Origin of the sequence: Streptomyces sp. NBC_00525 (assembly GCF_036346595.1) — a bacterium.
Taxonomy (GTDB): domain Bacteria; phylum Actinomycetota; class Actinomycetes; order Streptomycetales; family Streptomycetaceae; genus Streptomyces.
In genome coordinates this window covers 1351315-1363594 of sequence record NZ_CP107834.1, presented here as the reverse complement: position 1 = coordinate 1363594, position 12280 = coordinate 1351315, and the positions used below count along the sequence as shown (strand labels likewise).

General features: G+C 73.2%; 16 protein-coding genes. 15 read left to right on the top strand and 1 reads right to left on the bottom strand.

All coding sequences use genetic code 11. The features are described 5' to 3' along the window. Positions 1–13 precede the first annotated feature (13 nt). The 4 genes from hisH to hisF are packed head-to-tail and all read left to right on the top strand — an operon-like array spanning position 14 to position 2533. Positions 14–655, top strand: coding sequence for an imidazole glycerol phosphate synthase subunit HisH (hisH, locus tag OG710_RS06045; RefSeq protein ID WP_330238403.1), 642 nt, complete (start codon positions 14–16; stop codon positions 653–655). Continuing rightward, the gene (gene priA, locus OG710_RS06040) at positions 655–1380 is read left to right on the top strand and encodes a bifunctional 1-(5-phosphoribosyl)-5-((5-phosphoribosylamino)methylideneamino)imidazole-4-carboxamide isomerase/phosphoribosylanthranilate isomerase PriA (protein WP_330238402.1); all 726 of its coding nucleotides are present in this window, start codon (positions 655–657) and stop codon (positions 1378–1380) included. The genes hisH and priA overlap by 1 nt, the downstream gene beginning before the upstream one ends. Beyond that, entirely contained in the window at positions 1377–1781 is a 405-nt protein-coding gene (locus tag OG710_RS06035) for a RidA family protein (protein WP_330238401.1), read from the top strand. Before priA ends, OG710_RS06035 begins: the two co-directional genes overlap by 4 nt. Continuing rightward, positions 1778–2533, top strand: a complete 756-nt coding sequence (gene hisF / locus OG710_RS06030; RefSeq protein ID WP_330238400.1) for an imidazole glycerol phosphate synthase subunit HisF — start codon at positions 1778–1780, stop codon at positions 2531–2533. The genes OG710_RS06035 and hisF overlap by 4 nt, the downstream gene beginning before the upstream one ends. Before the next feature lie 95 nt (positions 2534–2628). Here the strand turns inward: hisF and OG710_RS06025 are convergent, their stop codons facing one another. Beyond that, on the bottom strand, positions 2629–3261 hold the full coding sequence (locus OG710_RS06025; protein ID WP_111332769.1) for a TIGR03085 family metal-binding protein: 633 nt from the start codon (positions 3259–3261) through the stop codon (positions 2629–2631). A gap of 85 nt (positions 3262–3346) precedes the next feature. Between OG710_RS06025 and hisI the strand changes: the two genes are divergently transcribed. The 11 genes from hisI to lgt all read left to right on the top strand — a co-directional run bounded on the left by hisI (position 3347) and on the right by lgt (position 12213). Continuing rightward, on the top strand, positions 3347–3730 hold the full coding sequence (gene hisI, locus OG710_RS06020) for a phosphoribosyl-AMP cyclohydrolase (protein WP_330238399.1): 384 nt from the start codon (positions 3347–3349) through the stop codon (positions 3728–3730). Positions 3731–3741: 11 nt separating this feature from the next. Then, entirely contained in the window at positions 3742–5229 is a 1488-nt protein-coding gene (locus OG710_RS06015; RefSeq protein WP_330238398.1) for an anthranilate synthase component I, read from the top strand. 58 nt (positions 5230–5287) lie between these two features. Then, positions 5288–5944 (top strand): TIGR02234 family membrane protein, encoded by a 657-nt coding sequence (locus OG710_RS06010; protein ID WP_330238397.1) that lies wholly within the window; start codon positions 5288–5290, stop codon positions 5942–5944. 121 nt (positions 5945–6065) lie between these two features. Next, positions 6066–6314 carry an HGxxPAAW family protein gene (locus tag OG710_RS06005; protein WP_330238396.1) on the top strand — a complete coding sequence of 83 codons (249 nt, stop codon included), beginning with the start codon at positions 6066–6068 and terminating at the stop codon, positions 6312–6314. 74 nt (positions 6315–6388) lie between these two features. Beyond that, positions 6389–6871 carry a DUF2752 domain-containing protein gene (locus OG710_RS06000; protein WP_330238395.1) on the top strand — a complete coding sequence of 161 codons (483 nt, stop codon included), beginning with the start codon at positions 6389–6391 and terminating at the stop codon, positions 6869–6871. 125 nt (positions 6872–6996) lie between these two features. Next, positions 6997–7806, top strand: a complete 810-nt coding sequence (gene trpC, locus OG710_RS05995; protein ID WP_330238394.1) for an indole-3-glycerol phosphate synthase TrpC — start codon at positions 6997–6999, stop codon at positions 7804–7806. A 34-nt stretch (positions 7807–7840) separates the two neighbouring features. Beyond that, a complete protein-coding gene (trpM, locus tag OG710_RS05990; protein WP_443064317.1) occupies positions 7841–7981 on the top strand; it encodes a tryptophan biosynthesis modulator TrpM in 141 nt (46 codons plus the stop codon). 145 nt (positions 7982–8126) lie between these two features. Then, complete coding sequence (trpB, locus tag OG710_RS05985; RefSeq protein WP_330238392.1) at positions 8127–9413, top strand: tryptophan synthase subunit beta; 1287 nt, start codon at positions 8127–8129, stop codon at positions 9411–9413. Next, complete coding sequence (gene trpA, locus OG710_RS05980; protein WP_330238391.1) at positions 9410–10222, top strand: tryptophan synthase subunit alpha; 813 nt, start codon at positions 9410–9412, stop codon at positions 10220–10222. The genes trpB and trpA overlap by 4 nt, the downstream gene beginning before the upstream one ends. A gap of 75 nt (positions 10223–10297) precedes the next feature. Continuing rightward, the gene (locus tag OG710_RS05975; RefSeq protein WP_330238390.1) at positions 10298–11116 is read left to right on the top strand and encodes a thioredoxin domain-containing protein; all 819 of its coding nucleotides are present in this window, start codon (positions 10298–10300) and stop codon (positions 11114–11116) included. 116 nt (positions 11117–11232) lie between these two features. After that, the gene (lgt, locus tag OG710_RS05970) at positions 11233–12213 is read left to right on the top strand and encodes a prolipoprotein diacylglyceryl transferase (RefSeq protein WP_330238389.1); all 981 of its coding nucleotides are present in this window, start codon (positions 11233–11235) and stop codon (positions 12211–12213) included. Positions 12214–12280: the final 67 nt, after the last annotated feature.

The window sequence follows — 12280 nt, the reverse complement described above, 5'->3', positions numbered from 1 at the left end:
GCGAGAACGACACGTGGATACGAAGAAGAAGGTCGTCGTCTTCGACTACGGCTTCGGCAACGTCCGCTCCGCCGAACGCGCCCTCGCCCACGTCGGCGCGGACGTCGAGATCACCCGCGACTTCGACACGGCGATGAACGCCGACGGGCTGCTGGTGCCCGGCGTCGGCGCGTTCTCGGCGTGCATGGCGGGCCTGAAGAAGGCCCGCGGCGAGTGGATCATCGGCCGCAGGCTGGCCGGCGGACGCCCCGTCATGGGCATCTGCGTCGGCATGCAGATCCTGTTCGAGCGCGGCATCGAGCACGGCGTGGAGACCGAAGGACTCGACGAGTGGCCCGGCACCGTCGGCCCGCTGAAGGCCGACGTCGTCCCGCACATGGGCTGGAACACCGTCGAAGCCCCCGAGGACTCCCAGCTGTTCGCCGGACTCGGCCCCGAGGCCCGGTACTACTTCGTGCACTCCTACGCGGCGCACGACTGGAACCTCGAAGTCACCAACGCCAAGATCCGTGCCCCCGGGGTCACCTGGGCCACGCACGGCGAACGGTTCGTGGCCGCCGTGGAGAACGGCGCGCTGTGGGCCACCCAGTTCCACCCCGAGAAGTCCGGCGATGCCGGCGCCCAGCTGCTGACCAACTGGATCGAGACGCTGTAATGCCGAAGCTTGAACTGCTCCCCGCCGTAGACGTCCGCGACGGCCAGGCGGTCCGCCTGGTGCACGGCGAGTCCGGCTCCGAGACCTCCTACGGCTCCCCGCTGGAGGCCGCGCTCGCCTGGCAGCGGGCCGGCGCCGAGTGGCTGCACCTGGTCGACCTGGACGCCGCCTTCGGCACCGGGGACAACCGCACCCTCATCGCCGAGGTGGCCGGCGCCATGGACATCAAGGTCGAGCTGTCCGGCGGCATCCGCGACGACGCCTCGCTGGCCGCCGCCCTCGCCACCGGCTGCCGCCGGGTCAACCTCGGCACCGCGGCCCTGGAGACCCCGGAGTGGGTCGCCAAGGTCATCGCCGAGCACGGCGACAAGATCGCCGTCGGCCTCGACGTACGCGGCACCACACTGCGCGGCCGCGGCTGGACCCGCGACGGCGGCGACCTCTACGAGACGCTGGCCCGCCTCGACTCCGAGGGCTGCGCCCGCTACGTCGTCACCGACATCGCCAAGGACGGCACCCTCCAGGGCCCCAACCTGGAACTCCTGAAGAACGTCTGCGCCGCCACCGACAAGCCCGTCGTCGCCTCCGGCGGCGTCTCCTCGCTGGACGACCTGCGGGCCATCGCCTCGCTCGTCCTGGCGGGCGTCGAGGGCGCCATCGTCGGCAAGGCCCTGTACGCGAAGGCGTTCACCCTCGAAGAGGCGCTGGAGGCGGTCTCCGCATGACCGGACCCGCATCCGTGCGCCGGGTCTCCTCCGGCGCCCCCTGGGAGGAGAAGTTCGGCTACTCCCGCGCCGTCCGGCTCCCCGATGGCCTGGTCCTGGTCTCCGGCTGCACCTCCGTGGTGGACGGCGAGATCGCCGCGGGCGGCCCGTACGAGCAGACCGTCAACGCCTTCGAGGTCGCGTTCCGGGCCCTGGCGGAACTGGGCCTGGGCCGCGAGGACGTCGTCCGCACCCGGATGTACGTCATGCACGCCCGCGACACGGACGAGGTCGGCCGCGCCCACAAGGAGCTGTTCGACGCCGTCCGCCCCGCCGCGACCATGGTCGTCGTCTCCGGCTTCGTCGACCCGAGCCTGGTCGTCGAGGTCGAGGTCGAGGCCTACCGGGCGGAGGAGCGATGACCCTCGCGGTACGCGTCATCCCCTGCCTCGACGTGGACAACGGCCGGGTCGTCAAGGGCGTCAACTTCAAGAACCTGCGGGACGCGGGCGACCCCGTCGAGATGGCCAAGCTGTACGACGCCGAGGGCGCCGACGAGCTGACCTTCCTGGACATCACCGCCTCCAGCGGCGACCGCGAGACCACCTACGACGTGGTGCGCCGCACCGCCGAGCAGGTGTTCATCCCGCTCACCGTGGGCGGCGGCGTCCGCACCCCGCAGGACGTCGACAAGCTGCTGCGGGCCGGCGCGGACAAGGTCGGCGTCAACACCGCGGCCATCGCCCGCCCCGAGCTGATCCGGGAGATCGCCGAGCGGTTCGGCCGCCAGGTCCTGGTCCTCTCGGTGGACGCCCGGCGCACCCCCGAAGGCACCTTCGAGGTCACCACGCACGGCGGCCGCCGGGGCACCGGCATCGACGCCGTCGAGTGGGCGCACCGGGCCGCCGAACTGGGCGCGGGCGAGATCCTGCTCAACTCGATGGACGCCGACGGCACGAAGGACGGCTACGACACCGAGATGATCGCCGCCGTCCGCGAGCACGTCCGGGTGCCCGTCATCGCCTCCGGCGGCGCGGGCCGGCTCGCCGACTTCGCGCCCGCCGTGGACGCCGGAGCCGACGCCGTCCTGGCCGCGTCCGTCTTCCACTTCGGCGATCTGCGCATCTCCGAGGTCAAGGGCGCGCTCGCGGAAGCCGGACACCCGGTGCGCTGACCGGCCCTTCGTACGCGTGCACCACCGCGGGGCGCCCTCCACCGGGAGGGCGCCCCGCGGCATGCCCGCCCGGCCGGGGCGGGCGCGTGCACCGGCTACATGCCCAGCTTCGCCGTCGTCATCCGGCCGATCGCGTCCGGCTCGCCCTCCAGCTCCACCCGCGCCGCCTCCTGCCGCCCGAACGCGAACAGCAGCAGCTCGCCCGGCTCACCGGTCACCGTCACCACCGGCGCCCCCCGGTGCGCCACCGCGGTCTGCCCGTCCGGGCGGCGCAGCACCAGCCCCACGGGCGCCTTCCGGCCCAGCATCCGCGCCGCCTTCTCCGTACGCGACCACAGCACATCCGAGAAGACCGGGTCCAGCTCGCGGGGCGACCAGTCCGGCTGCGCCCGGCGCACGTCCTCCGCGTGCACATAGAACTCCACCGTGTTCGCCGCCTCGTCCACCTGCTTCAGGCCGAACGGCGACATCCGGGGCGGGCCCGTACGGATGAGCTGGATCAGCTCCTCGTACGGCTTCGCCGTGAACTCGGCCATCACCCGGTCCCGGCGGCCCTTCAACGGCCCGATGACGAGCCCGGCCGCCGCGTCCGGCCGCCGCTCGCGCACCACCACATGGGCCGCGAGATCACGGGCCGTCCAGCCCTGGCACAGCGTCGGGGCATGTGGACCCGCCGCCTCCAACAGGTCGGCGAGCAGAAGACGTTCGCGCTTGGCATGGGTCGACATGCCCGCCAGCGTACGACCGCCGCCGCCCGTCCGCCCAGTGGACGCACCTCCGGACACCCCGCGCCACCACGGCACAATGGTCCCCATGACCAGCACGCCCCCGCCCGGCACCCCCCGCACCGCCAGCGACCTCGATCCGGCCGTCGCCGCCCGCCTCAAGCGCGGCGCCGACGGGCTGGTCCCGGCCATCGCCCAGCAGTACGACACCGGCGAGGTACTGATGCTCGGCTGGATGGACGACGAGGCGCTGCACCGCACCCTCACCACCGGCCGCTGCACCTACTGGTCGCGCAGCCGCCAGGAGTACTGGGTCAAGGGCGACACCTCCGGCCACATCCAGCTCGTCAAGTCCGTCGCCCTCGACTGCGACGCAGACACCGTCCTGGTCAGGGTCGACCAGACCGGCGCCGCCTGCCACACCGGCGCCCGCACCTGCTTCGACGACGACGTCCTCTTCCGGGGACAGTAGGGTCTGCGGCCATGGACCTCGACACCTTCCGCAAGCTGGCCGTCGACCGGCGCGTCATCCCCGTCACCCGCCGCCTCCTCGCGGACGGCGACACCCCGGTCGGCCTCTACCGCAAGCTCGCGGGCGAGCGCACCGGCACCTTCCTCCTCGAATCCGCGGAGAACGGCCGCACCTGGTCGCGCTACTCCTTCATCGGCGTACGCAGCGCCGCCACGCTCACCACCCGCGACGGCGCGGCCCACTGGCTCGGCACCCCGCCCGTCGGCGTCCCCGTCGACGGCGACCCGCTGCACGCCCTGCGCGCCACCATCGAGGCCCTGCACACCCCGCACGACCGCGAGACCGGCCTGCCGCCCTTCACCGGAGGCATGGTCGGCTACCTCGGCTACGACATCGTGCGCCGCCTGGAGAAGATCGGCGACAGCGCCCGCGACGACCTCGCGCTCCCCGAGCTGACCATGCTGCTCACCTCCGACCTGGCGGTCCTGGACCACTGGGACGGCAGCGTCCTGCTCATCGCCAACGCCATCAACCACAACGACCTGGCCACCGGCGTGGACGAGGCGCACGCCGACGCCGTCGCCCGCCTCGACGCCATGGAACGCGACCTGCGCCGTCCCGTCGAGAACGCCCCCGCCACCCTGCCGCCCTCCGAACTCCCCCCGTACACCGCGCTCTGGGGCGGCCCCGCCTACCAGGACGCCGTCGAGGACGTGAAGGAGCGCATCCGGGCCGGCGAGGCCTTCCAGGTCGTCCCCTCGCAGCGCTTCGAGACCCCGTGCACGGCGAGCGCCCTGGACGTCTACCGGGTGCTGCGCGCCACCAATCCCTCGCCGTACATGTACCTCTTCCGGTTCGACGGCTTCGACGTCGCCGGCTCCAGCCCCGAGGCCCTGGTCAAGGTCGAGGACGGCCGGGCCATGGTCCACCCCATCGCCGGCACCCGGCACCGCGGCGCCACCCCGCAGGAGGACCAGGCCCTCGCCGAGGAACTCCTCGCCGACCCCAAGGAACGCGCCGAGCACCTGATGCTCGTCGACCTCGGCCGCAACGACCTGGGCCGGGTCTGCGAGCCGGGCAGCGTCGAGGTCGTCGACTTCATGTCCATCGAGCGCTACTCCCACGTCATGCACATCGTGTCCACGGTCACCGGCCGGGTCGCCGAGGGCCGCACCGCCTTCGACGTGCTGACCGCCTGCTTCCCCGCCGGCACCCTCTCCGGCGCCCCCAAGCCCCGCGCCCTCCAGATCATCGAGGAACTGGAACCCACCCGCCGCGGCCTGTACGGCGGCTGCGTCGGCTACCTCGACTTCGCCGGGGACTCCGACACCGCCATCGCCATCCGCACCGCCCTGCTGCGCGACGGCACCGCCTACGTCCAGGCCGGCGCGGGCGTCGTCGCCGACTCCGACCCGGCCGCCGAGGACACCGAGTGCCGCAACAAGGCCGCGGCCGTCCTGCGCGCCGTCCACACCGCCAACCGGCTGGGCGGCGCCTGACCTGCCCGCCGCGCTGCGCCGAGGGGCGCGGTGGGGCGTTCGGGGCGGGTGAGGGATAGTGGAGTACGTGAGTGCCGTCCCCGTACCCCAGCCCCGTGCCGAAGCCGCCGCCGCGCCCGACGCGCCGGGAAGCCGCCGCACCCTGGCCGCCGGCCTGCTCCTCGGGGCGGCCGGCGCGACCGTCGTCCTGCTCGCCTCCGGACGCACCTGGGCCGAGGGCACGGCCCCGGTCGGCGGCGGCGCCCTCCCGCTCAGCGCGGACGGCCAGGACGTCACCGGACTCCCCGCCGCCCTCGCGATCGTCGGCCTGGCCGCCCTGGTGGCCGTCTTCGCCGTGCGCGGCAACAGCCGGCGCCTGGTCGCCGGACTCCTCGCGCTCAGCGGACTCGGCGCCGCGCTCAGCGCCTTCCTCGGCGCGTCCGACAGCGCCGCGCTCGACGAGAAGGCCGCGCAGACCAGCGGCGACACCGCCACCACCATCACCGCCCTCAGCCACACCGCCTGGCCCTACGTCACGGCGGCCGGCGGACTGCTGATCCTGCTCGCCGGGCTGCTCGCCCTGCGCTACGGCAACCGCTGGCCCACGATGTCCGGGCGCTACGAGCGCGACGGAACCCCCCGCCCCCGCAAGGCCCCCCGCCCCCTCGACCCGGACCGGCCCGAGGATCTGTGGAAGGCCCTGGACCGCGGCGAGGACCCGACGCGCGAGGCATGACCCCCAGCTCACGTCCTACCCACACGTACGGGACAATGACAGCGAGCTGGCACAGCGGCACGGGCCGTGGGCACAGCGACCCGAGCGATTCCAACAGCGCAACACCAACGAGGAGCAACTCATGGCGGGCAGCAGCCACGGACACACCCCGGCCGCCTGGACCGGTGTCATCATCGCCTTCATCGGCTTCTGCGTCGCGGGCGTCTTCATGGTCGCGGCCAACCCGCTCGGCTTCTGGGCCGGCATGGGCGTCGTCCTTCTCGGTGGTGTCGTCGGCGTCGGCATGAAGGCCGCCGGCCTCGGCGCGCCGAAGGAGTCGGCCGAGCTGACCGCCGCCCGTGCCCGCGCCGGCCAGGCGCAGGCGTCCTGACCCCCGGACGTACGCACGCGAGGCGCAGCCCGGACCGGGCTGCGCCTTTCCGCGTCAGCGGCGACAATCACCGGGTGGACGCCTCACCGAACCCCGCCCCCGCGGCCCCCGGACCCGCCTCCGGCCCGCCGCCGCTCTTCCCCACCGCCCCCGCCGGGGCCTCCCGGCTGCGCCGGATCGCCGTCCCGGCCGGGGTGCTGGCCGCCGTCATCGGCGCCTTCGGCTACGTCGCCACGGTGGACCCGAACCAGCCCGGCCACTACCCCGTCTGCCCGCTGCTGCGGTTCACCGGCATCTACTGCCCCGGCTGCGGCGGCCTGCGCAGCGCCCACGCCTTCGCCCACGGCGACCTCGCCGCCGCCTTCGGCGCCAACGCCCTGGCCGTCGCCGGGTACGCGATCTTCGCCGTCCTGTGGGCCGTGTGGCTGGTCCGCGAGGTGCGCGGCAAGCCCCTGCGGATCGGCCTGCGGCCGGTGCACTGGTGGGCGATCGGGGCCCTGCTGCTGGTTTTCACCCTTGTCCGGAACCTGCCGTTCGGCTCGGCGCTGGCCCCCTGAAGTCCCAGGGAATGGGACAGCGGGTGGCCGGATGCGGGCACGGTGGCCACCTGCGGATACCATCGGAGTGGCTGATCCCCGGCCCGATACGTTTTCTGCCACCGCTCCGGAAGGGGGCCGCTCGCGTGAGTGTGCTCGACGAGATCATCGACGGCGTCCGCGCCGACCTCGCGGAGCGGCAGGCACAGGTCGGCCTCGACGAGCTCAAGGAGCGCGCCGCCCGCGCCCCGCGCGCCAAGGACGGCGTCGCCGCCCTGCGCGGCGAGGGCGTCAACGTCATCTGCGAGGTCAAGCGCTCCAGCCCCTCCAAGGGCGCGCTCGCCGCGATCGCCGACCCGGCCGCGCTCGCCGCCGACTACGAGGCCGGCGGGGCGTCCGTCATCTCCGTCCTCACCGAACAGCGCCGCTTCGGCGGCTCGCTGGCCGACCTGGAGGCCGTCCGCGCCAAGGTGGACATCCCGATCCTCCGCAAGGACTTCATCGTCACCTCGTACCAGCTGTGGGAGGCGCGCGCGTACGGTGCCGACCTCGCGCTGCTGATCGTCGCCGCCCTGGAACAGGAGGCGCTGGTCTCCCTGATCGAGCGCGCCGAGTCCATCGGCCTGACGCCCCTGGTCGAGGCCCACGACGAGGAGGAGGCCGAGCGCGCCGTGGCGGCCGGTGCCAAGGTCATCGGCGTCAACGCGCGCAACCTCAAGGACCTCAAGGTCGACCGCTCCACCTTCGAGCGCGTCGCCCCCGAGATCCCGGACCACATCGTCAAGGTCGCCGAGTCCGGCGTCCGCGGCCCGCACGACCTGATCGCCTACGCCAACGCCGGCGCGGACGCCGTCCTGGTCGGCGAGTCCCTGGTCACCGGCCGCGACCCGCGCGCCGCCGTCGCCGACCTGGTCGCCGCCGGCGCCCACCCGGCCCTGCGCCACGGGCGGGGCTGACCCGGCCGTGTCCCTCCTCCCGCACCCCGAGCCGCTGAGCTGCGCGCTGCCCTCGTGGCACCGCGGCTGCCGGGCCCCGGCGCGCCGTGTGCGCGGCCGGCGGGTGCGGTACGTGATCGGGGCCGAGCCCGGCCAGGTCAACGGCATGCGATGGCGCACGGGGCCCGCGCTGTAGAGCGAGCCCCGGCCGCCGCACCGACCCCGCCCACCAGGGCGCGGTCCCGTGCGGCCGGAACCGCCCCGGTCACCGGCCGCGGCGGCGCTCCGCCCACGGCGCAGACGGTGTCATCCGCCCCGCCACGACGAGGAGCACGTTCCGCATGTCTTCCGACTTCTTCATCCCGGACCCGGAGGGTCTGATCCCCAGCGCCGAGGGCTACTTCGGCGCGTACGGCGGCAAGTTCATCCCGGAGGCGCTGGTCGCCGCCGTGGACGAGGTCGCCGTCGAGTACGAGAAGGCCAAGGCCGACCCCGCCTTCGCCGCCGAACTCGGCGAGCTGATGGTCCACTACACCGGACGGCCCAGCGCCCTCACCGAGGTCCCCCGCTTCGCCGAGCACGCCGGCGGCGCACGGATCTTCCTCAAGCGCGAGGACCTCAACCACACCGGCTCGCACAAGATCAACAACGTGCTGGGGCAGGCCCTGCTCACCCGGCGCATGGGCAAGACCCGGGTCATCGCCGAGACCGGCGCCGGCCAGCACGGCGTCGCCACCGCGACCGCCTGCGCCCTCTTCGGCCTCGACTGCACCATCTACATGGGCGAGATCGACACCCAGCGGCAGGCGCTGAACGTGGCGCGCATGCGGATTCTGGGTGCCGAGGTCATCGCCGTGAAGTCCGGCTCGCGCACCCTCAAGGACGCCATCAACGAGGCGTTCCGCGACTGGGTGGCCAACGTGGACCGCACCCACTACCTCTTCGGCACGGTGGCGGGCCCGCACCCCTTCCCGGCGATGGTCCGCGACTTCCACCGCGTCATCGGCGTGGAGGCCCGGCGGCAGATCCAGGAGCGGGCCGGCCGGCTGCCGGACGCCGCCGTGGCCTGCGTCGGCGGCGGCTCCAACGCCATCGGCCTCTTCCACGCCTTCGTGCCCGACGCCGGGGTCCGCCTCATCGGCTGCGAGCCCGCCGGACACGGCGTGGAGACCGGCGAGCACGCGGCGACCCTGACCGCGGGCGAGCCCGGCATCCTGCACGGCTCGCGCAGCTACGTCCTCCAGGACGACGAGGGCCAGATCACCGAGCCGTACTCCATCTCGGCCGGCCTGGACTACCCCGGCATCGGCCCGGAGCACGCGTACCTCAAGGACATCGGCCGCGGCGAGTACCGCGCGGTCACCGACGACGCGGCCATGCAGGCGCTGCGGCTGCTCTCCCGCACCGAGGGCGTCATCCCCGCCATCGAGAGCGCGCACGCGCTGGCCGGGGCCCTGGAGGTCGGCAGGGAGCTGGGCCCGGACGGGCTGATCCTGGTCAACCTCTCCGGACGCGGCGACAAGGACATGGACACGGCGGCCCGCTACTTCGGGCTGTACGACACGGACGCCGCCGTCGAGGCGGACGCCGACGGTGCGAACGCGGAGATCGAGGGGGACGTCCGGTGACCGGCAACATCGAACTGCTGAACAGCACGCTCGCCGCCGCGCGGGCCGCGGACCGGGCCGCGCTGATCGCGTACCTCCCGGCCGGCTTCCCGACCGTCGACGGCGGCATCGAGGCCGTCAAGGCCGTCGTCGAGGGCGGCGCGGACGTCGTCGAGGTGGGGCTGCCGCACAGCGACCCGGTGCTCGACGGGCCGGTCATCCAGACCGCCGACGACATCGCGCTGCGCGGCGGCGTGCGGATCGCCGACGTGATGCGCACGGTGCGCGAGGCGTACGAGGCGACCGGGGCGCCGATCCTGGTCATGACGTACTGGAACCCCATCGACCGGTACGGCGTCGAGCGCTTCACGGCCGAACTGGCCGCGGCGGGCGGCGCCGGGTGCATCCTGCCCGACCTGCCGGTCCAGGAGTCCGCGCTGTGGCGCGAGCACGCGGAGCGGCACGGCCTGGCCACCGTCTTCGTCGTCGCGCCCAGCAGCAGGGACGAACGGATCGCCACCATCACCGATGCGGGCTCCGGCTTCGTGTACGCCGCCTCCCTGATGGGCGTCACCGGCACCCGCGCCTCGGTCGGCGCACAGGCGCAGGACCTGGTCCGGCGCACCCGCGCCACCACCGAGCTGCCGGTCTGCGTCGGCCTCGGCGTGTCCGACGCCGCGCAGGCGGCCGAGGTCGCCGGCTTTGCGGACGGCGTCATCGTCGGCTCGGCCTTCGTCAAGCGGATGCTGGACGCCCCCGACGAGGCGGCCGGCCTCGCGGCCGTCCGGTCACTGGCGGCCGACCTTGCCGAAGGTGTTCGAAAGCGCTGACACCCGAGGTAACCCGAACGGGTGGACCTGGGCCCGGAGAGGCACGCGAGTGCCTCTCCGGGTCGTTCCTGCGGTGTGAGCGAGAAGAACCAACAGGGTAAGAGGGCCGCGCGAGACCGGCTGATGCAGCAGCGCGAACAGGCGAAGGCGCGCGATCGCCGGCGCCGGACGCTGATCGTGTCGACGGCCGTGGTGGGGGTGCTGGGACTGGCCGCCGTGGTCGGGGTGATCGCGGCCAACACCGACGGCAAGAGCGACAAGTCCAAGGCGTCGGGGCCGGCCGTCGCCCCGTCCGGCGCGACCGGCAAGGACGCCCTGGCGATCCGCGTCGGCGCGGACGACGCCCCGTCCACCCTCACGATCTGGGAGGACTTCCGCTGCCCGGTCTGCGCCCAGTTCGAGAACGCGTTCCGGGACACGATCCACCGGATGGAGCGCGACGGCCGGATCAAGGTGGACTACCACCTGGCCACGATCATCGACGGCAACATGGGCGGCAGCGGCTCCCTCAAGGCCGCCAACGCCGCCGCCTGCGCGCAGGACGCCGGCAAGTTCTCCGCGTACCACGACGTGCTGTACCAGAACCAGCCGCCGGAGACCGACGACGCCTTCGGCGACAACGACAAGCTGATCGACCTCGCCAAGAAGGTGGACGGGCTGGACACGCCCGGATTCCGCTCCTGTGTCGAGGACGGCAAGCACGACACCTGGGTGCAGAAGTCCAACCAGGCCTTCCGCGACGGCGGTTTCCAGGGCACCCCCACGGCGCTCCTCAACGGCGAGTCGATCTTCCCGAAGAAGGGCGACGAGGCGATCACCGTGGAGAACTTCGAGAAGTGGGTCGCCGAGGCCAACAAGGGCAAGAAGCCCGGCACCGCCACGGCCACGCCGTAACGCACCCGCGGGAACCGGACCGGGACCGGCCGGGGGATCGATGACCCGCTCGTTACCCAGAAGTTGCCGGACGGGTTGCCGTACCTCCCGTCCGGCAGGGTAGCGTCGAAGCTGCCATGAACCTTGCCTACATTCCCAGCCCGTCGACCGGCGTGATCGATCTCGGACCGATCCCGCTCCGCGGCTACGCGTTCTGCATCATCATCGGTGTCTTCGTCGCCGTCTGGTTCGGCAACAAGCGCTGGGTCGCCCGAGGAGGCACCGCCGGCACCGTCGCCGACATCGCCGTCTGGGCGGTGCCCTTCGGCCTGGTCGGCGGACGGCTCTACCACGTCATCACCGACTACCAGCTGTACTTCAGCGACGGTGAGAACTGGGTCGACGCCTTCAAGATCTGGCAGGGCGGCCTCGGCATCTGGGGTGCGATCGCGCTGGGCGCGGTCGGGGCCTGGATCGGCTGCCGCCGCCGGGGCATCCCGCTGCCCGCCTGGGCCGACGCCCTCGCCCCCGGTATCGCCCTGGCCCAGGCCTGCGGCCGCTGGGGCAACTGGTTCAACCAGGAGCTGTACGGCAGGGCGACCGATGTCCCGTGGGCGCTCAAGATCAGCGAGGGCCCCAACCGGGTCGCCGGCACCTACCACCCGACCTTCCTGTACGAGTCGCTGTGGTGCGTCGGAGTGGCGCTGCTGGTGATCTGGGCGGACCGCCGCTTCAAGCTCGGACACGGACGGGCGTTCGCGCTGTACGTCGCCGCGTACTGCGCCGGGCGCGCCTGGATCGAGTACATGCGGGTCGACGAGGCGCACCACATCCTGGGCCTGCGGCTCAACGTGTGGACCGCGATCATCGTGTTCGCGCTGGCGGTGACGTACATCGTGGTCTCCGCGAAGCTGCGGCCGGGCCGCGAGGAGATCGTCGAGCCCAAGGCGGCCGAGGCGGCGGAATCCCCGGACGAGGCGAAGGACAGTGCCGCCGAGGAGTCCGAGGCCCCGGTGGAGTCCGCCGACACGAACGCGGACGCCGACGCGGACACGAGTGCGGACGCGATCGCGGACGCGCCGAAGGCGGACGGTACGGCGGAAGCAGCCAAGGGCTGACGCCGCGCAGAGCCGAGTGAGGGGCCGCCGGGATTCCCGGCGGCCCCTCGCCGTCGTGGTGGGCGAT